General features: G+C 64.8%; 23 protein-coding genes. 16 read left to right on the top strand and 7 right to left on the bottom strand.

What is annotated here, in order from left to right; translation table 11 throughout:
- The first annotated feature begins 209 nt into the window (after window positions 1-209).
- Together AB7245_RS30420 and AB7245_RS30415 are read left to right on the top strand one after the other, a co-directional pair.
- On the top strand, window positions 210-3,530 hold the full coding sequence (locus AB7245_RS30420; RefSeq protein ID WP_354134768.1) for an adenylate/guanylate cyclase domain-containing protein: 3,321 nt from the start codon (window positions 210-212) through the stop codon (window positions 3,528-3,530).
- 21 nt (window positions 3,531-3,551) lie between these two features.
- Window positions 3,552-4,232, top strand: a complete 681-nt coding sequence (locus tag AB7245_RS30415; RefSeq protein WP_354134769.1) for a redoxin family protein — start codon at window positions 3,552-3,554, stop codon at window positions 4,230-4,232.
- A gap of 17 nt (window positions 4,233-4,249) precedes the next feature.
- On the opposite strand, the gene AB7245_RS30410 is transcribed toward AB7245_RS30415, so the two are convergent.
- The gene (locus tag AB7245_RS30410) at window positions 4,250-5,089 is read right to left on the bottom strand and encodes a uroporphyrinogen-III synthase (RefSeq protein WP_354134770.1); all 840 of its coding nucleotides are present in this window, start codon (window positions 5,087-5,089) and stop codon (window positions 4,250-4,252) included.
- A 142-nt stretch (window positions 5,090-5,231) separates the two neighbouring features.
- Between AB7245_RS30410 and purU the strand changes: the two genes are divergently transcribed.
- Complete coding sequence (purU, locus tag AB7245_RS30405; RefSeq protein WP_354134771.1) at window positions 5,232-6,095, top strand: formyltetrahydrofolate deformylase; 864 nt, start codon at window positions 5,232-5,234, stop codon at window positions 6,093-6,095.
- A 72-nt stretch (window positions 6,096-6,167) separates the two neighbouring features.
- Here purU and AB7245_RS30400 read toward each other — a convergent pair whose 3' ends face one another.
- Window positions 6,168-6,452 carry a hypothetical protein gene (locus tag AB7245_RS30400; RefSeq protein WP_212095446.1) on the bottom strand — a complete coding sequence of 95 codons (285 nt, stop codon included), beginning with the start codon at window positions 6,450-6,452 and terminating at the stop codon, window positions 6,168-6,170.
- 526 nt (window positions 6,453-6,978) lie between these two features.
- On the opposite strand from AB7245_RS30400, the gene AB7245_RS30395 reads away from it, so the two are divergent.
- The 6 genes from AB7245_RS30395 to AB7245_RS30370 all read left to right on the top strand — a co-directional run bounded on the left by AB7245_RS30395 (window position 6,979) and on the right by AB7245_RS30370 (window position 12,809).
- Window positions 6,979-8,169, top strand: coding sequence for an ABC transporter substrate-binding protein (locus AB7245_RS30395; RefSeq protein WP_063982179.1), 1,191 nt, complete (start codon window positions 6,979-6,981; stop codon window positions 8,167-8,169).
- Window positions 8,170-8,303: 134 nt separating this feature from the next.
- Complete coding sequence (locus tag AB7245_RS30390; RefSeq protein ID WP_354080902.1) at window positions 8,304-9,173, top strand: branched-chain amino acid ABC transporter permease; 870 nt, start codon at window positions 8,304-8,306, stop codon at window positions 9,171-9,173.
- An 8-nt stretch (window positions 9,174-9,181) separates the two neighbouring features.
- On the top strand, window positions 9,182-10,210 hold the full coding sequence (locus AB7245_RS30385; protein WP_439035248.1) for a branched-chain amino acid ABC transporter permease: 1,029 nt from the start codon (window positions 9,182-9,184) through the stop codon (window positions 10,208-10,210).
- Window positions 10,207-10,962 carry an ABC transporter ATP-binding protein gene (locus AB7245_RS30380; protein ID WP_071912046.1) on the top strand — a complete coding sequence of 252 codons (756 nt, stop codon included), beginning with the start codon at window positions 10,207-10,209 and terminating at the stop codon, window positions 10,960-10,962. Before AB7245_RS30385 ends, AB7245_RS30380 begins: the two co-directional genes overlap by 4 nt.
- Window positions 10,955-11,671 (top strand): ABC transporter ATP-binding protein, encoded by a 717-nt coding sequence (locus AB7245_RS30375; protein WP_354134773.1) that lies wholly within the window; start codon window positions 10,955-10,957, stop codon window positions 11,669-11,671. Before AB7245_RS30380 ends, AB7245_RS30375 begins: the two co-directional genes overlap by 8 nt.
- A 19-nt stretch (window positions 11,672-11,690) precedes the next feature.
- Entirely contained in the window at window positions 11,691-12,809 is a 1,119-nt protein-coding gene (locus AB7245_RS30370) for a cobalamin-independent methionine synthase II family protein (protein ID WP_439035247.1), read from the top strand.
- A gap of 175 nt (window positions 12,810-12,984) precedes the next feature.
- Here AB7245_RS30370 and AB7245_RS30365 read toward each other — a convergent pair whose 3' ends face one another.
- Window positions 12,985-14,682 (bottom strand): caspase family protein, encoded by a 1,698-nt coding sequence (locus tag AB7245_RS30365; RefSeq protein ID WP_354134775.1) that lies wholly within the window; start codon window positions 14,680-14,682, stop codon window positions 12,985-12,987.
- A 166-nt stretch (window positions 14,683-14,848) separates the two neighbouring features.
- Between AB7245_RS30365 and AB7245_RS30360 the strand changes: the two genes are divergently transcribed.
- The 5 genes from AB7245_RS30360 (at window position 14,849) to AB7245_RS30340 (ending at window position 21,110) form a co-directional block, all read left to right on the top strand.
- Complete coding sequence (locus AB7245_RS30360) at window positions 14,849-16,204, top strand: hypothetical protein (RefSeq protein ID WP_028151997.1); 1,356 nt, start codon at window positions 14,849-14,851, stop codon at window positions 16,202-16,204.
- A 62-nt stretch (window positions 16,205-16,266) separates the two neighbouring features.
- On the top strand, window positions 16,267-17,463 hold the full coding sequence (metK, locus tag AB7245_RS30355; protein ID WP_071912054.1) for a methionine adenosyltransferase: 1,197 nt from the start codon (window positions 16,267-16,269) through the stop codon (window positions 17,461-17,463).
- A gap of 126 nt (window positions 17,464-17,589) precedes the next feature.
- Window positions 17,590-19,011, top strand: coding sequence for an adenosylhomocysteinase (gene ahcY, locus AB7245_RS30350; protein WP_063982186.1), 1,422 nt, complete (start codon window positions 17,590-17,592; stop codon window positions 19,009-19,011).
- Window positions 19,012-19,174: 163 nt separating this feature from the next.
- Window positions 19,175-19,594 carry a nuclear transport factor 2 family protein gene (locus tag AB7245_RS30345; RefSeq protein WP_439035246.1) on the top strand — a complete coding sequence of 140 codons (420 nt, stop codon included), beginning with the start codon at window positions 19,175-19,177 and terminating at the stop codon, window positions 19,592-19,594.
- 49 nt (window positions 19,595-19,643) lie between these two features.
- Complete coding sequence (locus AB7245_RS30340; protein WP_439035245.1) at window positions 19,644-21,110, top strand: flavin-containing monooxygenase; 1,467 nt, start codon at window positions 19,644-19,646, stop codon at window positions 21,108-21,110.
- A 17-nt stretch (window positions 21,111-21,127) separates the two neighbouring features.
- Here the strand turns inward: AB7245_RS30340 and AB7245_RS30335 are convergent, their stop codons facing one another.
- From AB7245_RS30335 to AB7245_RS30325, 3 genes are read right to left on the bottom strand one after another with little or no spacing between them, the layout of a single operon-like run.
- Complete coding sequence (locus tag AB7245_RS30335; RefSeq protein WP_439035244.1) at window positions 21,128-22,369, bottom strand: YbfB/YjiJ family MFS transporter; 1,242 nt, start codon at window positions 22,367-22,369, stop codon at window positions 21,128-21,130.
- Between the two features lie 32 nt (window positions 22,370-22,401).
- Window positions 22,402-22,638: a tautomerase family protein gene (locus AB7245_RS30330; protein ID WP_063982190.1), complete on the bottom strand. Its 237-nt coding sequence runs from the start codon at window positions 22,636-22,638 to the stop codon at window positions 22,402-22,404.
- Between the two features lie 15 nt (window positions 22,639-22,653).
- Window positions 22,654-23,364 (bottom strand): SDR family NAD(P)-dependent oxidoreductase, encoded by a 711-nt coding sequence (locus AB7245_RS30325; RefSeq protein ID WP_439035243.1) that lies wholly within the window; start codon window positions 23,362-23,364, stop codon window positions 22,654-22,656.
- Window positions 23,365-23,577: 213 nt separating this feature from the next.
- Here AB7245_RS30325 and AB7245_RS30320 point away from each other — a divergent pair, with 213 nt between their 5' ends.
- Entirely contained in the window at window positions 23,578-24,501 is a 924-nt protein-coding gene (locus AB7245_RS30320) for a LysR family transcriptional regulator (protein WP_439035242.1), read from the top strand.
- Window positions 24,502-24,654: 153 nt separating this feature from the next.
- Entirely contained in the window at window positions 24,655-24,810 is a 156-nt protein-coding gene (locus AB7245_RS30315) for a hypothetical protein (protein WP_166342742.1), read from the top strand.
- A gap of 21 nt (window positions 24,811-24,831) precedes the next feature.
- Here the strand turns inward: AB7245_RS30315 and AB7245_RS30310 are convergent, their stop codons facing one another.
- The gene (locus tag AB7245_RS30310; protein WP_439035241.1) at window positions 24,832-25,452 is read right to left on the bottom strand and encodes a hypothetical protein; all 621 of its coding nucleotides are present in this window, start codon (window positions 25,450-25,452) and stop codon (window positions 24,832-24,834) included.
- Between the last annotated feature and the right edge of the window lie 106 nt (window positions 25,453-25,558).

Genomic DNA, 25,558 nt, shown 5'->3' with positions numbered 1-25,558 from the left:
ATTGGTGCTACCGCATGCCGCCATGCTTGCCGACGATTTGCGGTGCGCCAGTGCGCCCGCAGCATCGCTTCGTCGCCTAGCCGATACGGAGCGGGTGATCAACCACCGCTTGCTCTTCCCGTGTGACGAGCCCATGCTTGCCTGGTTCCTGGGCCCATTCGGCAGGTCCAGGAGCTCGCGCCATCGCGGCTTCCGCGAGGTCCTGACCCATGAACTGCTCTTGCTGTGGTTTAGAGGTCCAGAGCGGCTTTGCCTTCTGCCCGAAGTGCGGCACGAAGCAGCCGAACGCGTGCCCTGGCTGCGGGTTTCCATGCGCGCCGGATTTCGCCTATTGCCCGAAATGCGGTGCCTTCGTCGCTGAGGTCCCCACAGGCGGGCAGGCATCGGCGCGGACGAGCCCGACGACGCTCCCGATCCGGTCCTCCTCTCCGCCGCTCGTGCCGACGGAGGACGCTCAAGCCGCATTTCGAGCTCCGTCGGACAAGATCGACAGCGAGGCGAACCGCCGTACCATCACCGTGCTGTTTGCCGACCTCAGCGGCTTCACTGCGATGAGCGAGCGGCTCGACCCCGAGGTCATGCAGACGCTTCAAAACGAATTGTTCGAGGAGTTGACGGCCGCGGTGCAAAGCTTTGGCGGCTTCGTGGACAAATTCATTGGCGATGCGCTGCTGGCTCTGTTTGGTGCGCCGGCGGCGCACGAGGACGACCCGGAGCGGGCGGTGCGCGCTGCCCTCGACATGATCGGCCGGACGGCGCGCCTCAGCGAACGCGCGGAGGCGTATGCCGGTTCACCGCTGCTGCTCCATGTCGGCATCAACACCGGGCACGTCGTCGCGGGCGGGCTCGGGGCGGGTGTTGCCAAATCCTATTCGGTGACCGGCGACACGGTGAATACCGCCCAGCGGCTACAGTCGATGGCGGCTCCGGGCGAGGTGCTGGTCGGGCCGTTGACCCACCGTCTGACGCGGCATGCGTTCTCCTATGACTCGCTTGGCGAGGTCTCGCTCAAGGGCAAGATGGGCAGCGTGCTGGTCCACCGTCTGAAGGAGCCGCTCGACACGCCCCGTGCGGCGCGAGGCCTCGACACGCTGGGCCTCAATGCGCCGTTGATCGGGCGCGACGCCGAGCTTGCGCGCCTGATCGGCAGCCTTGATCGCGCGTGCGGCGGCGCTGCTCAACTGGTGCGGCTGGTCGGTGAGGCCGGCATCGGGAAAACGCGCCTGGTCAGCGAATTCGTCGCGCGCATCCGCGATCAGGATCGATTCGCCGGCGTGGCGATCCGGCACGCGGCGTGCTCGCCGCTCGGCGAACAATCCTACGGCACTCTCGCCGCCGTGCTGCGCAGCGCCTATGGCATCGCGCAGAAGGCGGGCGCCGCAGAGGCGGAGGCGAAGGTCGCGGAAGCGCTGTCGGAGCTTGGCCTCGCGACCGACGAGGCCGACCGCCTGATGCCCCTCTATCTGCATGTCCTCGGTCTCGGCGACCCCAACGCCGCGCTAAGGCATGTCGAGCCCGAACAGCTTCGCCGGCAGGTATTCTTCGCGATTCGCACCGTCTTCGAACGCCGCCTGGCACTGTCGCCACTGCTGATCATCGTCGAGGATCTGCATTGGGCCGATGCGGTGTCGCTTGAAGCGTTGCGGTTCCTGATGGACCGACTGGAGCGGACGCGGCTGATGCTGCTGTTTACGCATCGGCCGATGCTGGAACTGGACCAGTTCGGTTCGAGCAGGATCAGTCACACAACCCTCCGGCTGCCCCCGCTTGGCGACGCCGACGGACAAAGGCTGCTCGCGGCCTATTTCAGTCACGGTTGGCGTGAACCGCCGGGAGCTCTGTTCGGTCGAATCCTCGATCGCGCCGGCGGCAATCCGCTTTTCCTCGAGGAGATCATACGCGGCCTGATCGAAGCCGGCACTCTGGAGCGCGACGGCGCGCAGTGGCGGATGAAATCGGATGAAGCCGCCGCCGATATTCCGGCAAGCATTCAGGCGTTGTTGCTGGCGCGTCTCGACCGGTTGCCGCATCAGGTGCGCCGCTTGGCACAGGAAGCCGCCGTGATCGGCCCGCGTTTTGATGCGGCTGCTCTCGGTGCGGCGGCAACCGAGCCGGCAAGGGTTGAAGCGGGGCTCGAGCTTCTGTGCGACGCGGAGATCATCGAGGAGATCGCGGGCGCGAACTCGATTTCGCTGCGGACCTACCGCTTCACGCAAACCATGCTTCAGGACGTGATCTATCAAAACCTGCTTCTGCAGCGCCGGATCGAGCTCCATGGACGGATCGGCGGGGCGCTCGAGAGGCTCTATGGCACCGAGCCCGAGCGCCTCGAAGATCTCATACTGCTCGGACATCACTTCAGTCTGAGCGCGAGCAAGCCGAAAGGCGCGCGCTATCTGCGCGCGGCCGGCGATCGCGCGCGCGACAGCTATGCCAATGACGATGCCATCCGTCTCTACCAGCAGGCCCTCGCCGTGCTGTTGACCGGCGGCGAACGGGAGCCGGAACGTCTGGTCCTGTACGAGCGGATTGCGGACCTCTGTGCCGCGGCTGGCCGCCGGAACACGGCCGAGGAGCACTATCAGAGCGCGTTGGAGGGGCACCGCACGATCCAGGACCGGATCGGCGAAGCGCGAATCCTTCGCAAGCTTGGCCGATTGCTGTGGGACGCCGGCAAGCGGATCAAGGCAGAGACGCATTACGCCGAGGCGGCCAAACTGCTTGGAGGGACCGACGCACCCATCGAGTGGGCGCATCTGTTGCAGGAGCGTGGCCGTCTCGCGTTTCGGACCGGCGATCACGTGGCCGCCGCAAGATGGGCAGACGAGGCGCTCGGCTATGCACGGTCCGTACCGGCGGACGCGGACGAGCAGGGCGGGCTCGAGGCGGCACGTGCCATTGCGGAGGCCCTTAACACCAAGGGCGTTGCGCTGGCGCGCCTTGGACGACACGAGGAGGCGGTACGCGAGGTGGAGCAAAGCGTCGCAGCCGCCGAAACCGCCGGCCTCCTCAACGTAGCCTGCCGCGGCTACACCAATCTCGGCGTGCTCTACACGATTGTCGACCCGGCGAAGGCCGTGGAGGTCTGCCGGCGTGGACTCGATGTCGCGCGTCGGATCGGGGATCTCGGCTTCCAGGCGCGTCTTCTTGCCAATTTTGCCGTTGCCTGTTGCACCTTCACGGACAGATGTACCGAGGAAGGGGTACCTGCTGCCGAGAAGGCGATCGAAATCGACCGTGCGCTCGATCAGCGCGAGCATCTCTCCGTGCCGCTGATCGTGCTCGGGCAAATCCATCAATGCCATTTCCGCCCCGATCTGGCCGCCCTCTGCTACAATGAGGCTATCGAGGTGGCGAACGAAACCGGCGAACCGCAGCAGCTCTTTCCATGCTATGATGGTCTTGCCACGCTGAGCCTTGATCGAGGCGACATGCCCGAGGCCGACCGATATTTCGCGCTGGCCCATGATGTCTGCGCTCGCCACGGGCTCGATCCCGCCGGGCTGATCGTGCTGCCATTTCTTGACTAGGTCATATGAAGGAGTTCAACCATGTCAGCACTTCATGTCGATGGACCGCTTCAACCGGGCGATCGCGCGCCAAACGTCGTGCTGGACGCCATCACACGCGATGGAACGATCTCGCTCCAGGATTTTCGCGGGCACAGTCCGATATTGATCGGCTTGTTTCGCGGGCTGCACTGCCCGTTCTGTAGGCGCCACATCGCGGCCCAGGCGCAACTTGACGCAGCCCTGCGCGACAAGGGCGTCGAAAGTCTCACGGTCGTGAATACGCCCATCGAACGCGCGCGGCTCTACTTCCGCTATCATCCCTTGCCCAATCTGCTCGCCGCGTCCGACCCCGAGCGGGTCTCGCACCGCGCGTTCGGCCTGCCCACTATCGAGTTTACGGAGAACGAAACCGAGTGGCCGCGCAAGGTGGGTATGGACGTCGTCAAGAGCATGCAGGTGGATGTGCCCGGCGAAACGTCGGGGTCGATGAATCGGTTGGCGGCTTCCGAGTACCTCAACAGCAAGGACGGTTACGAGATGATGGAGGCCGATCAGCGCATGGCGGCAACCGGCCAGGGCCAGCTGTTCGGCCAGTTCCTGCTCGATCGCGAGGGGATCGTGCGCTGGACCTTTACCGAGGTTCCTGAAGGCGGCCACCGCATGTTCGGGGCTCCGAGCCCTCAGGAGTTGATGTCGGCCGCCTCGCAGGTGGCGAGCTAGGCATCGTCGGCCGGTGATTAACCCGCCACCCTCGGCCGTTTCTCGGCGAGCGCCGCCGCCATCGCCGAGATCAGCGGGCGCATGAAATAGTGGTCTTCCGCCGGTGCGATGTCCGTGCGCAGGCCATGCGCGGCGAGCTCTCCCGACACCGCAGGACCCACCGACGCAATCAGCGTCCGCTCCAACCCTGCGCGCAACCTCGCCTCACTGCCATGTGCCTTCGCGGCTTCCACGAGGCGGCGGACCTGGCCAAGATTGGTCAGCGCGATGGAATCGATCCGCCCCTCGGCCATGTCGTCGATGGCGGCGACGATGTTGGCATCCGCTGCCTTGGAATCGTAGGCATAAGGCAGCACGGTATCGACATCGGCGCCTTGCGCGGCAAGTGCGCCGGTCAGTGCGCTGTGGTCCTTGTCCGGATAAAGCTGAAGGCCGACGCGTCGCCCCTTCAGATCGAGCCTGCCCAGCATTTCGATCACGCCCTCGGTGGTCGGCTTCTCCGTGGTCTGCTGCGCATCGAGGGAGATCTCGCGCAACGCCTTGCCGGGCTTCGGGCCGCGGGTGAATTTTCGCGATTTGGCGAGGGCTGCGACCAGGGCCTGGTCGAGACCACGGCTCCGCGCGAGCTTCATGATCCGCCGCAGGCCTTCGCCCGTCATCAGCACGAGGTCGTCAAAGGGCTGGCCGATGGCGCGGCGAATCCAGGCCTCGACCGGGGCGGGATCGGGCGCGTCGTGAATGGTGAACATCGGGCACTGCACGACATCGGCACCTTGCTCGGCCAGAAGCTTTGAAAACTGCGCCTCCTCGCGCGTCTCCAGGATCAGGATGCGGTAGCCGTTCAAGCGGTCGGCCATGGGTGTGCTCCGGCGGTAAATTGCAATGGTCCGTTCATCCTGACTCCGCTGTCGGGATTGGCGCAAGGGCGGGGTCGGTGATAGAGCAGGGCGCAAATCGCGGGTCACTCCGTAGTCGCTGCCCAAACCTTCATCAAGAGCCATGCCCGATCATCAATATGTCCTGACCCTGTCCTGTCCGGATCGTCCCGGCATCGTCTCTGCGGTGTCGACCTTTCTGGCCCACAACGGACAGAACATTCTCGATGCCCAGCAGTTCGACGACGTCGAGACCAAGAAGTTCTTCATGCGCGTGGTGTTCACCGCGGCCGATCTCGCCGTGGAGCTGTCGGCGCTCCAGACCGGCTTTGCCGCGATCGCGGAGCGTTTCGGCATGGAGTGGCAGATGCGCGACCGTGCCGCGCGTCGCAAGGTGATGCTGCTGGTGTCGAAATCCGACCATTGCCTGGTCGACATCCTCTATCGCTGGCGCACCGACGAGCTGCCGATGGTCCCGACCGCAATCGTCTCCAACCATCCGCGCGAGGTCTATGCCGGGCTCGATTTCGGCGGCATCCCGTTCCACCATCTGCCTGTCACCAAGGAGACCAAGCGCGAGCAGGAGGCGCAGATCCTCGATCTCGTCGCCAAGACCGGAACCGATCTCGTCGTGCTCGCGCGCTACATGCAGATCCTGTCGGACGATCTTTCTGCCAAGCTTTCCGGCCGCTGCATCAACATCCACCACTCGTTCCTGCCGGGCTTCAAGGGCGCAAAGCCCTATCACCAGGCCCATGAGCGCGGCGTCAAGCTGATCGGCGCCACCGCCCATTACGTCACGCGCGACCTCGACGAAGGTCCGATCGTCGATCAGGACGTCGAGCGCATCAGCCACCGCGACACGCCGGAGGATCTCGTCCGCAAGGGCCGCGATATCGAGCGGCGCGTGTTGGCCCGCGCGATCCGCTACCACCTCGACGACCGCGTCATCCTCAACGGCCGCAAGACCGTTGTGTTTATGGATTAGCGAATAGTGAGTGGCGAGTAGCGAATGGAGAGGGTGGCGATATTCGCCACTCCCTATTCGCCATTCGCTCCCCTAGCGCACCGCGCCGCCCGACGTAGTCCCCGTCGCACCCTTCTGCGCCTGCTCTTCCTTCTCGCGATCGGCCGCCGGCAGCAGCCGCTTGCGTTCGCGCTCTTTCATGTAGGCGTCGTATTGGGGCGTGCCGGGCCGCGGCGGTGCGTCGGCTGGCAGGCCGCCAGCCCATTGCGGGACATAGTCGCCCATGCCGGCGGAGAGCTTTTCGTTGACGGTGCCGCAGCCGGACAGCCCCGCGGCGAGCGCTACGAGGGTGAGGACGGAGCGGAAGGGCTTGAGCATTGTGCGCGCGCGAATTCAGTCAGGTTGGACGCCGGGTTAGGCTGGCGCGGGAAGAGTAGTCTTCAACAAGGTAAAATAGACTTATTCGAGGTAGGTAATTAACTACCGATTTGCGGTGAACCGAAGCCTCGCCGGTGTCCGAATTCTGCAAAAGAAAGACGAAATTCTCCATCCACGCGGCCGGCCGCTTTCTAGACTGTTGTGCCAAGGGGCGCGCGACAAACTGGCTTGGTCGGCGGCGGGGCTTTTTCGTTGACAGGTCCATTTTATTTGTACAATCGTACAAATAGGAGCGACCAGGATCGGGACGCTCGGGTTACCCGGACGTAACCACGGCATCGCTCCCTGTCGTCGGCAATCGGGACGCGCGGCTTGCGCCGAATGGTCGCCAAACGTCCGATTGACAATAAGGGCGCGAAAGACGCCATGTGGCGCGACATCGCGCGTGCGTGAGCTAAGGTTGAGCCAAGGACCGGGCACTCGGTCCGGCGCACAAGAGGTCAGGAATGAAGGGGAGGGACATCTGATGTTCGAACGGAAGACGTTTTCTTATAAGGTCTCTTGGACCGCAGCAGCGGCCGCCATCGCCGGCCTCGCGGCCATCGTGCCGGCCAAGGCCGAGGACACCGTCAAGGTCGGCCTGATCCTGCCGATGACCGGCGGCCAGGCCTCGACCGGCAAGCAGATCGAGAACGCGATCAAGCTCTACATGCAGCAGAAGGGCGACACCGTCGCCGGCAAGAAGATCGAGATCATCCTCAAGGACGACGCCGCGATTCCGGACAAGACCAAGACGGCAGCGCAGGAGCTGATCGTCAATGACAAGGTCAATTTCATCGCCGGCTTCGGCGTGACGCCGGCCGCGCTCGCGGCCGCGCCGCTCGCAACCCAGGCCAAGATCCCGGAAGTCGTGATGGCGGCCGGCACCTCCATCATCACCGAGCGCTCGCCCTACATCGTGCGCACCAGCTTCACGCTGGCGCAGTCCTCGACCATCATCGCCGACTGGGCGGTGAAGAACGGCATCAAGAAGGTCGCGACGCTCACCTCCGACTACGCGCCGGGCAACGACGCGCTGAACTTCTTCAAGCAGAACTTCACCGCCGGCGGCGGTGAGGTGGTCGAAGAGGTGAAGACGCCGCTCGCCAATCCCGATTTCGCGCCGTTCCTCCAGCGCATGAAGGACGCCAAGCCCGACGCGATCTTCGTGTTCGTGCCGGCCGGCCAGGGCGGCAACTTCATGAAGCAGTATGCCGAGCGTGGCCTCGACAAGGCCGGCATCAAGGTAATCGGACCGGGCGACGTCACCGACGACGACCTGCTCAACAACATGGGCGACGCCGTGCTCGGCACGGTCACCGCGCATCTGTATTCCGCGGCGCATCCCTCGCAGATGAACAAGGATTTCGTCGCGGCCTACAAGAAGGCCTACGGCAACCGTCCGGGCTTCATGGCCGTGAGCGGCTATGACGGCATCCACCTCATCTACGAGGCGCTGAAGAAGACCAACGGCGACACCGACGGCACCAAGCTGGTCGAAGCCATGAAGGGCCAGAAGTGGGAAAGCCCGCGCGGCCCGATCTCGATCGACCCCGAGACCCGCGACATCGTGCAGAACATCTACATCCGCAAGGTCGAGAAGGTCGACGGCGAGCTCTACAATGTCGAGTTCGCGACCTTCGAAGCCGTCAAGGATCTCGGCAAGACCAAGAAGTGACGCGCGAAAAGCGCGTCATCCCCGAGCGCGCTTAGCGCGCATCGGGGATCTCGACGTGATGGAAATGGATTCCAGGTTCAGCGCTGCGCGCTGCCCCGGAATGACGAGTGATTACCAGGGTTCACCCGCTTCCGATGACCTCTATCCTCACCAACTTGTTCGATGGCGTTGCCTACGGCATGCTGCTGTTCGTGCTCGCTTGCGGGCTTGCGGTCACGCTCGGCCTGATGAACTTCGTCAACCTCGCCCACGGCGCCTTCGCCATGGCCGGCGGCTATGTCTGCATGGTCCTGGTCAACCGGATGGGCTGGCCGTTCTTCGCCGCGCTGCCGCTCGCCTTCGTCTCGTCGGCTGCGATCGGCATCGTGCTGGAGCGAACGCTCTACCGCCATCTCTATACGCGCAGCCATCTCGACCAGGTGCTGTTCACGATCGGTCTCACGTTCATGTCGGTCGCGGCCGTCGACTACATCCAGGGCTCATCGCGCGTCTTCATCAACCTGCCGGCTGCGCTCCAGGGCCAGTTCGACGTGTTCGGCGTCGGCATCGGCCGCTACCGGTTGATGATCATTGTGATCTGCGGCCTGCTCACCATTGCTCTCCAGATGGTGCTGGCCAAGACCCGGTTCGGCAGCCGGCTGCGCGCCGCGGTCGATGATCCCCGTGCCGCGAGCGGCCTCGGCATCAACGTGCCGCAGGTGTTCGCCTTCACCTTTGCTTTCGGCTGCGGGCTCGCCGGTCTCGGCGGCGCGCTGAGCGCCGAGATCCTCGGCCTCGATCCGTATTTCCCGCTGAAGTTCATGATCTACTTCCTGATCGTGGTCACCGTCGGCGGCTCGTCCTCGATCACCGGGCCGTTCCTGGCCTCGCTCCTGCTGGGCATCGGTGACGTCGCCGGCAAATATTACGTGCCGAAGATGGGCCCCTTCGTGATCTACACCATGATGATCGTGATCCTGATCTGGCGCCCGAACGGCCTGTTCGGCCGCACGGCCGCGCGTTGAGGCCGCCGATGAGCGCTTCCTCCGACGTCGGTTATCACGCCCAGCGCCAGGCGCGCTGGCACTACGGCGAAGTCGCCTTCTGGCTCGTCGTGCTGGTCTGCGGCTTCGCTTTTCCCACGCGCTATCTGATCATGACCGACATCCTGCGGCTGGCGCTGTTCGCGATGTCGCTCGATCTCATCCTCGGTTATGCCGGCATCGTTTCGCTCGGCCACGCTGCTTTCTTCGGCGTCGGCGCCTACGCCGCGGGGCTTCTCGCCTTGCATGGGATCATCAACGAGCCCGTGCTCGCGCTGATCGTAGCCGGCCTTGCCGCGATGGTGCTGGGGTTCGCCACCAGCTTCCTCGTGATCCGCGGCGTCGATCTGACCCGGCTGATGGTCACGCTCGGCATCGCGCTGCTGCTTGAGGCGCTCGCCGAACGTTTTTCCAACATCACCGGCGGCACCGACGGCTTGCAGGGCATCGAGATGCAGCCGATCTTCGGCGAGATCCCGTTCGACATGTTCGGCAAGACCGGCTTTTTCTACTCGCTGGCCGTGCTGTTCCTGTTGTTCCTGTTCGCTCGCCGCGTCGTGCATTCGCCGTTCGGTCTGTCGCTGCGCGCGATCAAGAACAATCCGCTGCGCGCAGCCGCCATCGGCATCCCCGTCAACCGCCGCCTGATCGCGATCTACACGTTCGCGGCGTTCTATGCCGGCGTCGCGGGCGCGCTGTTCACCCAGACCACGGCGATCGCCTCCCTCGACGTGTTCGCCTTCGAGCGTTCGGCCGATTTGATGCTGGTGCTCGTCATCGGCGGGACCGGCTATCTCTATGGCGGGCTGGTCGGCGCGGTGATCTTCCGCATGCTCCAGGAAGTGTTCTCCACCATCACCCCGCAGTACTGGCAGTTCTGGATCGGTCTCGTGCTGGTCGTGATCGTGCTGGTCGGCCGCCAGCGCCTGCACCGCTGGGTGCTCTATGTGCCGAACCTGATCATCAAGCAGGTTGCCGGACGCAAGGCCGTCGTCGCCGTGCCGGAGAGCGACGCATGACCATCGCGCTCGAAACCCAGAACCTCGAAAAGACCTTTGGCGGCCTCCGCGTCACCCGCGATCTGTCGCTCAAGATCGAGCAGGGCGCCCGCCACGCGCTGATCGGCCCGAACGGCGCCGGCAAGACCACGGTCATCAACCAGCTCACCGGCGTGCTCAAGCCGAACTCGGGCCGGATCCTGCTCGAAGGCCAGGACATTACCGATCTGCCCGTGCACAAGCGCGTGCTGCGCGGCCTGTCGCGCACCTTCCAGATCAACCAGCTCTATCCCGACCTGACCCCGCTGGAGACCATCGGCCTTGCCGTCTCCGAGCGTCTCGGCCATGGCGGCGACTGGTGGCGGCGGATGGGCACACGGAGCGACGTCAATGGCGAGATCGCCGACCTCCTGAGGCGCTTCCATCTGCTCGACGTCATGAACGAAGAGACCGTGACGCTGCCTTACGGCAAGCAGCGCCTGCTCGAGATCGCGGTCGCGATCGCCGCCAAGCCCCGCGTGCTGCTGCTCGACGAGCCCGCCGCCGGCGTTCCGGAGAGCGAACGCCACGACATTCTTGCCGTCGTAGGCAGCCTGCCGCGTGACGTCACCGTGCTCCTGATCGAGCACGACATGGACCTCGTCTTTTCCTTCGCCGACCGCATCTCGGTATTGGTCTCGGGCGCGCTGCTCACCGAAGGTCCGCCCGACGTGGTCGCGCGCGACCCGCAGGTCAAGGCCGTCTATCTCGGCGAGGAGGCGGTCAATGTCTGACCTGCTCGCGATCGACGCCCTGCGCGCCGGCTATGGCGAGGCGGTGGTGCTGCCCAACATGTCCCTGCGCCTCGCCGAGGGGCAGGTGCTTGCGCTGCTGGGCCGCAACGGGACCGGCAAGACCACGCTGATCAACTCCATCGTCGGCGTGACCCGCCGCTTCTCCGGCTCGGTCGCGCTCGCCGGCACCGATGTCACGAGCTTGCGGCCCGATCAGCGGGCGCGGGCCGGCATTGGCTGGGTGCCGCAGGAGCGCAACATCTTCCGCTCGCTGACGGTGGAAGAGAACATGACCGCGGTGGCGCAGCCCGGTCCCTGGTCGGTCGAGCGGGTCTACGAGATGTTCCCGCGGCTGAAGGAGCGGCGGAGCAATTTCGGCAACCAGCTCTCCGGCGGCGAGCAGCAGATGCTGGCGATCGGCCGGGCGCTGACCCTCAACCCGAAGGTCCTGCTGCTGGACGAGCCGACCGAGGGCCTCGCCCCCATCATCGTCGAGGAGCTTCTGAAGGCGATCGGCGCCATCACCCGGGCGGGCGGCATCTGCTCGATCATCGTCGAGCAGAACGCGCAAAAGATTCTGGGGCTCGCCGACCGTGTTGTGATATTGGAGCGCGGAACGATCGTCCACGACGCCCCAAGCGCCGCGCTGAAGGCCGACCCGTCGGTCCTCGAGCGCCACCTCGGCGTCGCAGGGGCGGCGGCCCACTAAAATATCCCGGGAGTAGAAAATGCAGCGAACCAAAGCCCCCTTCCGCGCCGACGAAGTCGGCAGCCTCCTGCGTCCGGCCAAGATCAAGGAAGCCCGCGTCAGGCTCGAGAAGGGCGAGATCTCGGCTGACGATCTGCGCAAGATCGAGGACATGGAGATCGAGAAGGTCGTGCACAAGCAGGCCTCGATCGGCCTGAAGCTCGCGACCGACGGCGAATTCCGCCGCTCCTGGTGGCACTTTGACTTCCTGGCCAAGCTCACCGGCTGCGAAATGTTTCACCCGGACACGGGCATCCAATTCGCGGGCGTCGAGACGCGGCATGATGCGGTCCGCGTGATCGGCAAGCTCGATTTCCCCGACGACCATCCGATGCTGGATCACTTCCGCTTCCTGAAGAAGTCCGCCGACCAGGCCCACGTCACCGCCAAGATGACGATTCCCTCGCCGGCCGTGCTGCACTTCCGCGGCGGCCGCAAGGCGATCTCCAAGGACGTCTATCCCGATCTCGATGCCTTCTACGAAGACCTCGGCAAGACCTACCGCAAGGCCGTGAAAGCGTTTTACGACGCCGGCTGCCGCTATCTTCAGTTCGACGACACCGTGTGGGCCTATCTCTGCTCGCCGGATGAGTTGCAGAAGGCGCGCGAGCGCGGCGACAATCCCGATGGTCTCCAGCAGATCTATGCGCGCGTCATCAATTATGCGCTGGCCGAGAAGCCGGCCGACATGGTGGTGACGACGCATGTCTGCCGCGGCAATTTCCGCTCGACCTGGATTTCTTCGGGCGGCTACGAGCCCGTGGCCGAGACCATGCTGGCCGGCACCAATTACGATGGCTACTTCCTCGAATACGACAGCGACCGCGCCGGCGGCTTCGAGCCGCTGCGCTTCCTGCCCAAGGGCAACAAGGTCGTCGTGGTCGGCGTCATCACCTCGAAGTTCGGCGAGCTCGAGAAAAAGGACGACATCAAGCGTCGCCTCGAAGAGGCCGCCAAATTCGCGCCGCTGGAGCAGCTCGCGCTGTCGCCGCAGTGCGGCTTTGCCTCGACCGAGGAAGGTAACATCCTCTCCGAGGAAGAGCAGTGGGCCAAGCTCGGCCTTGCGGTCGAGATCGCCAAGGAAATGTGGGGCAACTAAGTTTGCCACGCGGCTGCTGTCATTCCCCGCGAAAGCGGGGAATCCAGTACGCCGCGGCTTTTCGGTGAATCACGGACGTCTCGGCGTACTGGATCGCCCGATTCAAGTCGGGCGATGACACCGAGTGAGTGGCGGGCAGCGTCGCACCCTTGAAAACCAGTGCGCTCACCCGCCCTCACTTCTCCGCCAGATAAACCTCGCCCAGCAGCGACGAGTTCGACCACGGCACCTGCTTGTTCTTCGTGCTCGAGACCACTTCCGCCCGCACGCGCGTCAGCATCTGCTGCACCTCCAGCCCCGGCGTGCCGAGATGGCGGGAGAGGGCGGCGGAGAACGGCGAGTTGGCGCCTTCGCCATCGAGCGCGACCTGGCCCGGCGCGGTGGCGAACGCGATCAGCGTGCCTGCGCCCAGCGTTGCACCGGCGCCCAGGCTCGTTGGCGCTGCGAGGCCCGAAGCGCCCTCGATGCCTCGGTTGGTGCCGGTGGCTGCGACCTGCTGCGCCATCGGATTGTTGCGGCAGGCATCGAAGATCAAAATATTGGTGCGGACCTGGTCGTCGAGGCCGGCCATGATCGTGTCCATGTCGATCATCGCCTCCGTCATGCCCGCGCCGGGCTTGAGCTCGACGTCGACGGGGATGAGATAGTTGCGGCCGTCGACCTGCACGCCGTGGCCGGCATAGTACACCAACGCGACCTGTGCCCGCGCCGCCTCGCGCAGGAAGTCGCGCGTCACTTTCTGCATCGCTGCGCGGTCGAGATCGATGCCCTCGGACACCGTGAAGCCGATGTCGCGCAGGCTCCTGGCGACGGCGCGCGCATCGTTGGCCGGATTGGGCAGCGCCTTGACATGCGCGTAGGCGCCATTGCCGATCACCAGTGCGAGGCGCTTGCCAGGCGTCGCCGGGGTAGGCGAGGGCGCAGGTGCCGCGCCCGTTTGCGGCTGCGTCACCGGTGACGGCGCATCGCGCGGGATGGGAGCGAGCGCATCCGTCACCAGCGACAGCCGCACCTTGGCGGTCGCCTGGTTGGCCTTGCTGCCGGCATCGGACGCCACGATCGCCAGCGTCGCCTTGTAGTCGTCGCGCGCATGCGCGTAGTCGCCCTTCGCCTCATAGGCCAGCGCGCGGTGGATATAGCCGGAGATCAGCACGCTGTTCGGCGGCGTCATGATGTTGACGGGCGGTTTTTCCTTCGCAAGCCGGATCGCCTCGCTGCCATCGGCAACGGCGCGATCGAGATCGCCCCGCACGCGCCAGATCGCGGTGCGGTTGATCAGCGGCTGCGGCAGTGTCGGGTCGAGCCGGATCGCCTGGTTGATGTCGGCAAGCGCGCCGTCGAGATCGCCGAGCGCCTCCTTCGCAATGCCGCGATTCTGGAACGAGAACGCCGATTTGGGCTGCAGCTTGATCGTGGCATCGTAGTCGGCGATCGCCTTGGCGTAGTCGCCCTTGCCGCGCCAGGCGTTGCCGCGATTGTGGAAGATGGTGCCATCAGACGGGCCGAGCTTCAGCGCATCGTCGAAATCGGCGATTGCGATGTCGTAGTCGCCCTTGTCGTAATAGGCCGATCCCCTGAGATTGTAGACCGCCTGGCTCGGCTGGAGCCGGATCGCCTCGGTTGTGTCGGCGATCACCTTCGAATAGTCGCCCTTCTTGTTCCAGCCGACCGCGCGCCAGAAATAGATCGTCGCGAGCTGCTCGCCTTTGAACACCTTCAGCGCGACGATCTTGTTGCAGGCGTCGATCATCTGGTCTGGCGGCGTGGTGTCGGTGGTGCAGAGCGGCCCGAGCTGGCTCCGCGCCTGCGCGAAGGCGGGCGCGGCCCACAGGGTTGCTGTGAGCAGGCAGAGCGCGACGAGCAGGCGGCGCATGGCAATGGTCCCTTGAAGGAGAAGCGCTTGTTTGTTGCCCGGCGGTGCGCCGGGGTTCACGCGCTCGTCATTGGACGTGGGGTAAAGCCAAGAGAGGGTATTCCCTCAGTGGGCAGATTTTGCTACGACGCTGGTCCCAACCTCGCTGCCCACCGCTTTCCCACTCATGAAAAACGACGAAATCCTCAGCCAAATCACCGAGTTCTGCCGCAAGGCGGACATGGCGGAATCGACGTTTGGCCGGCGCGCGGTGAACGATGGGAAGCTGGTCCATCGCCTGCGCGAGGGAAAGCGGATCACGATCGACACGCTGGAGCGGATCCAGGCCTATATCGCCGCATCGACGACCGGCGGCCTGCCGCCGCCGCGGGGGCTCCAGGTGCCGCCGGAAAAACGCGATCCGCGCGGTAATTTCCGCTTCTTCGAGAACCGGCAAAAATACCTGCTGTTCGTCCATACCTGCAGCGAGAAGCGGGTGGTCGCCGAGCGCGTGGCGCTGGAGCTAGCCAGCATCCATCCGCGCCCCCCGGCGCTGCGCATCTTCGACGCGGGGGTCGGCGACGGCACGGTGCTGGCCCGGGTGCTGCGCGCAACGCACCAGCGCTACCCGCACATGCCGTTCTACGTGGCCGGCAAGGAGCTCAGTCTCGAGGACCTGCGGCTGACGCTGGAGAGGGTCCCGGACCGCATTTTCGAGCATCCGGCGTCGGTGTTCGTCTTCACCAACATGTTCTACTCCGAGGCGCCCTGGCTCACGCCGGCATCGCCTGCGGCGGCGGCCGCCACCGTCTGGCACGAGGTTCCGCTACGGGGCGCCTCGTCGGGCGAATTCGAGCAGCAGATCGCCGAGTTGAGGCCGTTCCTGGAACAGAACTGGCGCGCCGCGATCAGCCCGCGCACGGCCATGCCGCTCTACGAGCGGCCCGTCGTCCTGGTGCTGTACCGCGAGGACCAAAGGTTCCTGCTGGATTCGACCATTCCGCGGCCGGGCCAGACCGAGGCCAATTTCGACTTGGTCATTGCATCCCAGCCCTACCGCGCCCTGTCCTCGGTCAATTTCCGGGCAAAGCGGATCATTGCACCGCTGGCGCGGGCGCTTCGGCCGGGCGGGCGGCTGATCGGAATCCACTCCCACGGTCACGATCCCGGCATGGAAATGATCCAGGCGATCTGGCCTGGAGAAAATCCTTTCGCGGTCAGCCGTCATGAGCTATTGCGCGCCGTGAAGTACGAGCTTGGGTCGTTGGGCCGGGACCTAAATTTTAATGCTTATGCGGACAACCGTTCGATCTTCAGGTATGATATGGAAGCGCTGCCCAACGAGGTGACGGGTACCATCGGAACCTCGACGGCCTTTGCAGCGTGGAATGCGGCGGTGTATGTGGCGCAGATCGAGGACGACCGATTGACAGAAATGACTCAAAACGGCCGCACTCTGGATGCCGCCCGGGACGTGCTGCGGAAGTACAACGGGCTCTGGTTTCTCGACGAGTCCTACGTCATCTCGCGACGGCGTGATTGACATAATCCAAGGTTAAACATCGCAAACGCCCGCCAGGTTAACGGCGGAACAAGGGGTTACTGATGCGCGCGTCCTATCTCTTCACCAGCGAATCCGTGTCCGAGGGTCATCCCGACAAGGTCTGTGACCGGATCTCCGATGAAATCGTCGATCTGTTCTACCGCGAAGGGCCGAAGGCCGGCATCGATCCGTGGCAGATCCGTGCGGCCTGCGAGACGCTCGCGACCACCAACAAGGTGGTGATCGCCGGCGAGACCCGCGGTCCCGCATCCGTCACCAACGAGCAGATCGAAGGCGTCGTGCGCGCCGCGATCAAGGACATCGGCTACGAGCAGGACGGCTTCCATTGGGAGAAGGCCGACATCGAGATCCTGCTGCACCCGCAGTCGGCCGACATCGCGCAGGGCGTCGATGCGCTGCAGCCGGGCGAGGTCAAGGAAGAGGGCGCAGGCGACCAGGGCATCATGTTCGGTTACGCCACCAACGAGACGCCGGACCTGATGCCGGCGCCGATCTTCTACGCCCACAAGATCCTGCGCCTCATCTCGGAAGCGCGTCACTCCGGCCGCGAGAAGGTGCTGGGTCCGGACTCCAAGAGCCAGGTCACCGTGCAGTACGAGAACGGCAAGCCGGTCGGCGTGCGCGAGATCGTCGTGTCGCACCAGCATCTGGTCGAGGACATCTCGTCGAAGCAGATCCGCGACATCGTCGAGCCCTATGTCCGCGAGGCGCTGCCGAAGGACTGGATCACGCCGAAGACCATCTGGCACATCAATCCGACCGGCAAGTTCTACATCGGCGGTCCGGACGGCGATTCCGGCCTGACCGGCCGCAAGATCATCGTCGACACCTATGGTGGCGCGGCCCCGCATGGCGGCGGTGCGTTCTCCGGCAAGGATCCGACCAAGGTCGACCGTTCGGCGGCTTACGCGGCGCGCTACGTCGCCAAGAACATCGTTGCCGCCGGTCTCGCCGATCGCTGCACCCTCCAGCTCGCCTATGCCATCGGCGTCGCGCGTCCGCTGTCGATCTACATCGACACCCACGGCACCGGTAAGGTGTCGGAGGACGAACTCGAGAAGGCCGCCGCCAAGGCGATGGATCTCACCCCGCGCGGCATCCGCAGCCATCTCGACCTCAACCGACCGATCTACGCGCGCACCTCGGCCTACGGCCATTTCGGCCGCACGCCCGACAACGAGGGCGGCTTCTCCTGGGAGAAGACCGACCTGGTCGAAGCGCTCAAGCGCGCGGTCTAAGTACCAACGTCATTCCGGGGCGCCGCGACAGCGGCGAACCCGGGATCCTTATCCATCATGTCGAGATTCCGGGTTCGCCCCTCCAGGGCGACCCGGAACGACCAATTCAACAACAGGACCTCCGCTATGAATGCGAAGCCCGGCTTCACCGACTACATCGTCAAGGACATTTCGCTGGCCGACTTCGGCCGCAAGGAGCTCTCGCTGGCCGAGACCGAGATGCCTGGCCTGATGGCCACCCGCGAGGAGTTCGGCCCGAAGCAGCCGCTGAAGGGCGCGCGCATCGCCGGCTCGCTGCACATGACGATCCAGACCGGCGTGCTGATCGAGACGCTGGCCGCCCTCGGCGCCGACATTCGCTGGGTCTCCTGCAACATCTACTCGACGCAGGACCACGCCGCGGCGGCGATCGCGGCTGCCGGCATTCCCGTCTTCGCCGTCAAGGGCGAGACGCTGGCCGAATACTGGGACTACACCGCAAAACTGTTCGACTGGCACGGCGGCGGTCACCCGAACATGATCCTCGATGACGGCGGCGACGCCACCATGTACGTCCATCTCGGTCTGCGCGCCGAGAACGGCGACACCGCCTTCCTCGACAAGCCCGGCTCCGAGGAAGAGGAAGTCTTCTTCGCGCTCCTGAAGAAGCAGCTCAAGGAAAAGCCGAAGGGCTACTTCGCCGAGATCGCCAAGAGCATCAAGGGCGTTTCCGAAGAGACCACCACGGGCGTGCATCGTCTCTATGACATGCAGAAGGCCGGCACGCTGCTGTGGCCGGCGATCAACGTCAACGACAGCGTCACCAAGTCGAAGTTCGACAACCTCTATGGCTGCCGTGAATCGCTGGTCGACGGCATCCGTCGCGGCACCGACGTGATGATGTCGGGCAAGGTCGCGATGGTCGCGGGCTTCGGCGACGTCGGCAAGGGTTCCGCCGCCTCGCTGCGCCAGGCCGGCTGCCGCGTGATGGTGTCGGAAGTCGATCCGATCTGCGCGCTCCAGGCCGCGATGGAAGGCTACGAGGTCGTGACCATGGAAGACGCCGCGCCCCGCGCCGACATCTTCGTCACCGCGACCGGCAACAAGGACATCATCACGATCGAGCACATGCGCGCGATGAAGGATCGCGCCATCGTCTGCAACATCGGCCACTTCGACAACGAGATCCAGATCGCGGGTCTGCGTAACCTGAAGTGGACCAACATCAAGCCGCAGGTCGACGAGATCGAATTCCCCGACAAGCACCGCATCATCATGCTGTCGGAAGGCCGCCTCGTGAACCTCGGCAACGCGATGGGCCATCCGTCCTTCGTGATGTCGGCCTCCTTCACCAACCAGACGCTGGCGCAGATCGAGCTGTTCGCCAACAACAAGGACGGCAAGTACAAGAAGGAAGTCTACGTGCTGCCGAAGTCGCTGGACGAGAAGGTCGCGCGTCTCCACCTCGCCAAGATCGGCGTCAAGCTCACCGAGCTGCGCAAGGACCAGGCCGACTACATCGGCGTGAAGCAGGAAGGTCCGTACAAGTCGGACCACTACCGCTACTGAGATCGCATCCAGCTGCGACACGAAGGCCCCGGAGCGATCCGGGGCCTTTTTTTGTAGACTTATTGTGCTACGCTCGGAGGTAGAGCCAAAACAAGCCCGCCACTTCTGAAGCGGGTGGCCGCGTTTCCCACGTTCATTGTCAAATGCATATGGAGGGAATGCGATGTCCAGCGAAGCCAACGTTCAGTTGCTCAAAGAAGCCTATCGTCGGTGGAACGACAGCAAAGGCGGGAGCGTCGACTATTGGTTCGACAGCGTCATCGGCCCGCAGATCAAATTCGACTCGCTTCCGCAGGGGGCTCCGGCGGTGCCCTTTGCTAAGTGTTATGACGACCGCGCGCAGCTGCGTGGCTATTTCGACGGTCTGCTGGCATGCTGGAGCATGCAGCACTACACCATGAATGAATACGTCGCGCAGGGCGACGCTGTTTTCGCGCGCGGCTCATGTGCCTGGACCAACAAAAGGACCGGGAAGATCGCTGAGACCCCGAAGGTCGATTTCTGGCGTTTCAAGGATGGCAAGGCAGTGGAATTCTACGAGTATTTCGACACAGCCCTTGTCTACGGCGCTGCCACCGCCTGACGGTTGCAATTCGGCACGGCGTCGCCCATCCTGTGCCGGGGAGAACGCCATGGCTAAAGCCGCAGAACATTTCGACGTCCTGATCGTTGGTGCCGGCCTGTCCGGCATCGGCGCGGGCTATCATCTTCAGAGCAAGTGCCCGGACAAGAGCTACGTCATCCTCGAAGGCCGCGACTGTATCGGCGGCACCTGGGACCTGTTCCGCTATCCCGGCGTCCGCTCCGACAGCGACATGTTCACGCTCGGCTACTCCTTCAAGCCGTGGACCGATCCGAAGGCGATCGCGGACGGGCCGCAGATCCTGAACTACGTGCGCGAGACAGCAGCCGAGAACGGCATCGAGAAGCACATCCGCTTCCGTCATCGCGTCAAGCGCGCGGCGTGGTCGACGCCGGACGCGCGCTGGACCGTCGAGGCCGAGCGCATTACGGGCGAGGGCGCAACCGAGCTCGTGCGCTTCACCTGCAATTTCCTGTTCATGTGCTCGGGCTATTACAAATACGAGGCGGGCTATACGCCGGAGTTCACGGGCGCGCCGGATTTCGCCGGCCGCATCGTGCATCCGCAGAAATGGACCGAGGACATCGACTACGCGGGAAAACGCGTCGTCGTGATCGGTTCGGGCGCAACCGCAGTGACGCTGGTGCCGGAGCTCGCCAAGAAGGCGGCGCAAGTCACCATGCTCCAGCGCTCGCCGACCTATGTGGTGTCGCGTCCTGCGCAGGACCCCGTCGCGAACAAATTGCGCCGCAATCTACCGACACGGCTTGCCTATCATGTCATCCGCTGGCGCAACGTAATGTGGGGGATGTTCTTCTTCCAGCTCAGCCGGCGCCGGCCCGCCAAGGTCAAGGAGCTGGTGCTCAAGGGCGTGCAGATGGCGCTCGGCCCCGACTACGACGTCGCGACCCATTTCACGCCGCGCTACAATCCCTGGGACCAGCGGCTCTGCCTCGTGCCGGACGGCGATCTGTTCAAGGCGATCCGCGAGCAGCGTGCCGCCGTCGTCACCAACGAGATCGACACCTTTACGCGCGACGGCATTCGCCTGAAGGACGGCCGCGAGCTTGCGGCCGACATCATCGTCACGGCGACGGGGCTCGTGCTCCAGGTCGTCGGTGGTCTCGAGGTCAGCGTCGACGGCCGCGCCGTCGATTTCGCCAACACGCTGACCTACAAGGGCATGATGTATGCCGACGTGCCGAACATGGCGTCGGCCTTCGGCTACACCAACGCGTCCTGGACGCTGAAATGCGATCTCACCTGCGAATATGTCTGCCGGCTCATCAACTACATGGACCGGCATAATTTCCGGCAATGCATGCCGCACAATGACGACCCTGAAATCACCGCGCAGCCGTCGCTCGATTTCACCTCGGGCTATGTGCAGCGCTCGGTCGCGAAGATGCCAAAGCAGGGCTCGAAGCAGCCATGGCGGCTGTACCAGAACTACGCGCTCGACATCGTCACGTTGCGATTCGGCCGGATCGACGACGGCGTGATGCAGTATTCCTGATCACGCCGCCACCTGCTTTATGCCTTGCGCGCGGCGAGCGCGAGCCCAAGATCGATCGCAAGCGCGAGCACCACGGCGGCGCCGCCAAGTCCGAACAGGACCAGATAGTCGCCGCCGGTCTGCGCGTAAATCCAGGAGAAGCCGTAGGCTGCCGCCGCCTGGAATAGCGCGAAGCTCGTGGTGGCGTGGCTCCATGTCGCGCGCTGCTGCTCGGTCGAATGCGGGACGAGCTCGTGAATGCGCCCGAGCACGAGTGGCACGATACCCGGGGTGAAGCCGCCGACCACGACGCTCGACACGATCAGCGAGAGAGGTGCGGTGCTGACGGTCGGCAGCAGCACGGCGGCCGCCTCGATCAGGAACGCGGCGCGCAAGGCTGGTCCAAATCCCGAGCGGTCACCGAGATGGCCGGTGACGAGCGGGCCGACGATGGCGCCGAGACCGTACAGCACCCAGTAGCGCGAGCCCGCGGCAATGCCCTGGCCGAGGCCACGCGCCACGAAGTCGACGATGAAGACCATGTGCGGCACCAGGGCCACCGCGTTGAGGCCATACTGGACCAGAAGCGCGCGGACGGCGGGCGAGGCGTAATGGGACTTCGCGTGATGCGAAGGCGCGGTATCGCTCCTGGCCTCCGCGGGCCAGTTCCACCAGCTCGCGAGCGTGAGCACGGCGGAGAGCACGCCGAGGCCATACCAGCTCTGCTGCAAGCCCTGTTGCAGGAGCAACGGCACCAGCGTGCCCGACGCGGCGACGCCGAGGCCGACGCCGGCAAAGATCACGCCGCCGACGATGCCGCGCCTCGCGGCCGATACGTGCGGCAGAATGACGGAGGCCGCCAGCACCATGATGATTCCGCCGGTCAGGCCCGACAGGAAACGCCAGGCGAAAAACCAGGTGAATGACACCGGGGTAGAGCTCGCGAAGAAGGAGAGGGTGGCAAGCAGCATCATCGCCCGCAGCGCGCGGACGGCGCCGATGCGAGTGGCCAAGGCGCGTGCCGCGAGCGCGCCGGCGAGGTAACCGGCGAGGTTGGCAGCGCCGAGATAAACGACGTCGGATGCGCTGAACCACTTTGCGGCGATCAGCGCCGGGATCAGCGGCGTGTAGGAAAAGCGGGCGAGGCCAAGCCCGACCAGTGATGCGGACAATCCCGCCACGGCGTACCGCCAAGCCTGCCGCGAAGTCGATTCCGATTCCGATCCCGGCCGCTGATGCGGCCGGGCGTGGTGCCCAGTGTTTGCATTGAGTTCAGTCATGTCATCCTCCTGCGCACACAATGGTGCGCGGATCATCCTGTCTTTGCGGCGCGGCGGCGCCGGAAGTCCTGCACGGGCAGGCCGCCCCAGCCCCAATTGTCGGTGTCGACTTCCTCGATCACGACGAAGGTGGACTCGAGCGGCTTGCCAAGCACGTCGAGCAGCAACTGGCTCGATCCCTTGATCAGCGCGGCCTTCTCCTCCGCCGTGAGCGACGCTGCTCCCGGCGTCGTTCCTTCGCGGGTCACTTGAATGGTGACGATCGGCAAGGTGTTTCTCCGCGCTCAGTGGCCGGCGCTCTGGCCGCCGTCGACGTGCAGAATCTCGCCGGTGACGAAGCTTGCCTGCTCGAGATAGAGCACGGCGCCGACGATGTCGGACAACTCGCCCATGTGGCCGACCGGATGCAGCGCGCCGAGCTGGGCATGCGTCGCAACGGGATGCATCGGCGACTTGATGATGCCGGGCGCCACCGCGTTCACGCGGATTCCGCGCCTGGCGTATTCGATCGCGAGCGACTTGGTCGCGGCGTTCAGCCCGCCCTTGCTCAGCGAGGCCAGCACCGACGGCACGTTCGAATTGGCCTGATCGGCCAGCGTCGTCGTGATCTGGACGACGTGACCCGAACCCTGCTTCTCCATCTCCGCAATGGCGAGCTGCGTGATGTGGAAAAAGCCCGCAACGTTGGTGCCCATCACCGTCGCATAGTCCTCGGCCGTGTACTGCGTGAACGGCTTTGCGACGAAGATGCCGGCATTGTTGACCAGCGTGTCGACGCGGCCGAAGCGCGCGACGGCATGCGAGACCACGCGTTCCGCGGTGGCCCGGTCGGCGATATCGCCGGGAACGGCGAGGATGTCATCGTCGCCCGACGGCTTGATGGACCGCGCCGTTGCGACGACGCGATAGTTGCGATCACGAAAACCCTGGACCAGGGCGGCGCCGATGCCCTGCGATGCACCGGTGATGATGGCGACCTTCTGCTCGATACCCATGATGGACTCCTGTTGTTGGCTTTCAGAACCTGCGCCAGCAGCGGCTGGCTTGCCTGCTGAGCTACGCCGCGGCGGCCCGGCTGCGAATACACGTTGTCCGGCAGACACTGTTACGTGGCGCGAACGAATGCCGGTCCGGCCTTTGGCGACGGTTGTCGCGGCGGGGGCGAACGCCTAGCTTGTCACCGGAATTTGATGGGGCGACGGGCAGGCATGGATCGTCTGGATGCGATGAAGGTGTTCGTCCTTGCGGTGGACGAGGGCAGCTTGGCCGCCGCGGGGCGCAAGCTCGGCCGCTCGCCGGCGGCGGTCAGCCGCGCCATCGCTTTCCTGGAGGAGCGGGTCGGCGTCGAGCTGCTGCACCGGACGACACGATCGATCAAGCTGAGCGAGGAGGGCGAGCGCTACGTTGCGATCTGCCGCCGCGTGCTCACCGAGCTGGAAGAGGCCGACGACATCGCGGCCGGACCGCGCACGGCACCCCGCGGCCAGCTCACGATCACGGCGCCGGTGGTCTCGGGCGAGATGGTGCTGCGGCCGATACTCGATGCATTTCTCGATGCCTATCCGACGGTGTCGGCAAAGCTCCTGCTGTTCGACCGTTCGGTCAATCTGATCGAGGAGGGCGTCGACATCGCGCTTCGCATCGGACCTCTCGCGGATTCGGCGATGGTGGCGATGCGGGTCGGCGAGATCAGTCGCGTCGTCGTCGCAGCGCCGCGCTACCTGAAGCAGCACCCGCGCATCGCTGACCCCGGCGATCTCGCCAAGCACCAGATCGTGGCGATGGCGCATCTTCCCAATTCCTGGACCTTTGCGCCACAGGCCGGCTCATCGGCAGCCAGGACAGTCCAGTTCACGCCGCGGCTCGTCGTCAACAGCACCTATGCGGCGGTGGCGTCAGCGGTCGCCGGGCGCGGCGTGGCGCGGATGTATTCGTATCAGGTGGCCGAGCAGGTCGGGCGCGGCGAGCTCGAGATCGTGCTGGCCGGCGATGAGGATCCGGAGATGCCCGCGCATTTGATCTGCCCGCAGGGCCGGCTCGCGGTGCCCAAGGTACGGGCCTTCACCGACTTCGCCGTGCCCCGGCTGAAGAAGCACTTTGCGCAGCTCAAGAAGAGCCTCGGTGCACGCTAGACATTGCGGCCGCGCGGCGACCGCCAATGCGTTGTTTTGCGTATACGGCCGCCGGGCTGAATCGGCGATGGTTCCCGAACGGTTAACGCCGATTTAACGGATGAGTCCTAGCCTGTCTCGGCCGGGGTTACTCGCAAGGCCGAGGTGAGCCCAATGGAAGCCCAGAAGATCGCGGTCGACGCTGTCGTCGCGCTGACCGATTGCGACCGCAGCGCTGTCGTCGCCTTTATCCGCCAGCTCTATCTCGCCGGGGTTACCGACCCAAAGCGCCTCACCTTCAAAGGCCTGCAGGCGCTGTCGCGGGTCTGAGCGGCACGCGCGCAATCGAACCTACTTAGCCCCGACGGGCGGATCGCTGATCCGGATCGAGGTGACGCGGTCCTCCCGCACCTCGAATGAGAACGGCCATGGCTCATAGAGATCGGTCTTCTCCAGTCCGCTCGGCCCGACGCGGAAGGGGCCGCCGAACTGCGCCTTGAGCTTCTCGATGCTGGCGCCGAGATTGATCTGGTTGAAGCTGTAGGCGGCGATCGGCGCCGGCCCGCTGACCTGAAGTGCGACGACGCGGTTCGCCTTCACGACCGCGGCAAGATAGGGAAGCTGGTCGGTCTTGCCGAGGAAGTAGACATAGGCCGTCGCGTTGTTCGGTTGCGGCAGCCTGCGGTGCGGTTCGCCGAGCGCGGCCTTGAGCGAGGCCTCCGAGATGCCGAAGCCAAGCGCGCCCATGCGCTGGCAGGCAAGGCTGAGCACGTCGGGATCGGGCGGGGTGATGCGCTTACCGGCTTCGACCTTGCAGGCGAATGTCTGCCCGACCCGTAGCCACTGGCCGCGCAGCTCCGGATCCGGAGGCTTGCCGCCTTGGGGTGACGGCGAAGTGCCTTGGCCGTTTACGGGTGCGAATATTCCAAGCAGAACCAGCGCGAGCGCGGAGCCCGCCAACGACCGCCACATCCCCAAGACACACCCCGATTTTCCCACCCTGGAACCAGGATAGCATGCCGCAAACCGGCCGCAACGCCGGGATTGGCGGCGGGTCAGCTACGATTTCAAATTGTGC

It is taken from the genome of Bradyrhizobium sp. 604_D8_N2_3, assembly GCF_051810765.1.
Taxonomy (GTDB): domain Bacteria; phylum Pseudomonadota; class Alphaproteobacteria; order Rhizobiales; family Xanthobacteraceae; genus Bradyrhizobium; species Bradyrhizobium barranii.
Note: the sequence above shows the minus strand (reverse complement) of the source record. Positions and strands in the feature narration are given on the sequence as shown.

Coding starts and splice junctions, on each gene's coding strand:
- AB7245_RS30345 (WP_439035246.1), top strand. CDS start 19,175: ATGTCCAGCGAAGCCAACGTTCAGTTGCTCAAAGAAGCCTATCGTCGG.
- AB7245_RS30395 (WP_063982179.1), top strand. CDS start 6,979: ATGTTCGAACGGAAGACGTTTTCTTATAAGGTCTCTTGGACCGCAGCA.
- metK (WP_071912054.1), top strand. CDS start 16,267: ATGCGCGCGTCCTATCTCTTCACCAGCGAATCCGTGTCCGAGGGTCAT.
- AB7245_RS30365 (WP_354134775.1), bottom strand. CDS start 14,682: ATGCGCCGCCTGCTCGTCGCGCTCTGCCTGCTCACAGCAACCCTGTGG.
- AB7245_RS30360 (WP_028151997.1), top strand. CDS start 14,849: ATGAAAAACGACGAAATCCTCAGCCAAATCACCGAGTTCTGCCGCAAG.
- AB7245_RS30380 (WP_071912046.1), top strand. CDS start 10,207: ATGACCATCGCGCTCGAAACCCAGAACCTCGAAAAGACCTTTGGCGGC.
- AB7245_RS30320 (WP_439035242.1), top strand. CDS start 23,578: ATGGATCGTCTGGATGCGATGAAGGTGTTCGTCCTTGCGGTGGACGAG.
- ahcY (WP_063982186.1), top strand. CDS start 17,590: ATGAATGCGAAGCCCGGCTTCACCGACTACATCGTCAAGGACATTTCG.
- AB7245_RS30335 (WP_439035244.1), bottom strand. CDS start 22,369: ATGACTGAACTCAATGCAAACACTGGGCACCACGCCCGGCCGCATCAG.
- AB7245_RS30385 (WP_439035248.1), top strand. CDS start 9,182: ATGAGCGCTTCCTCCGACGTCGGTTATCACGCCCAGCGCCAGGCGCGC.
- AB7245_RS30410 (WP_354134770.1), bottom strand. CDS start 5,089: ATGGCCGACCGCTTGAACGGCTACCGCATCCTGATCCTGGAGACGCGC.
- AB7245_RS30400 (WP_212095446.1), bottom strand. CDS start 6,452: ATGCTCAAGCCCTTCCGCTCCGTCCTCACCCTCGTAGCGCTCGCCGCG.
- AB7245_RS30370 (WP_439035247.1), top strand. CDS start 11,691: ATGCAGCGAACCAAAGCCCCCTTCCGCGCCGACGAAGTCGGCAGCCTC.
- AB7245_RS30325 (WP_439035243.1), bottom strand. CDS start 23,364: ATGGGTATCGAGCAGAAGGTCGCCATCATCACCGGTGCATCGCAGGGC.
- AB7245_RS30390 (WP_354080902.1), top strand. CDS start 8,304: ATGACCTCTATCCTCACCAACTTGTTCGATGGCGTTGCCTACGGCATG.
- AB7245_RS30415 (WP_354134769.1), top strand. CDS start 3,552: ATGTCAGCACTTCATGTCGATGGACCGCTTCAACCGGGCGATCGCGCG.
- AB7245_RS30375 (WP_354134773.1), top strand. CDS start 10,955: ATGTCTGACCTGCTCGCGATCGACGCCCTGCGCGCCGGCTATGGCGAG.
- AB7245_RS30340 (WP_439035245.1), top strand. CDS start 19,644: ATGGCTAAAGCCGCAGAACATTTCGACGTCCTGATCGTTGGTGCCGGC.
- purU (WP_354134771.1), top strand. CDS start 5,232: ATGCCCGATCATCAATATGTCCTGACCCTGTCCTGTCCGGATCGTCCC.
- AB7245_RS30420 (WP_354134768.1), top strand. CDS start 210: ATGAACTGCTCTTGCTGTGGTTTAGAGGTCCAGAGCGGCTTTGCCTTC.
- AB7245_RS30315 (WP_166342742.1), top strand. CDS start 24,655: ATGGAAGCCCAGAAGATCGCGGTCGACGCTGTCGTCGCGCTGACCGAT.
- AB7245_RS30310 (WP_439035241.1), bottom strand. CDS start 25,452: ATGTGGCGGTCGTTGGCGGGCTCCGCGCTCGCGCTGGTTCTGCTTGGA.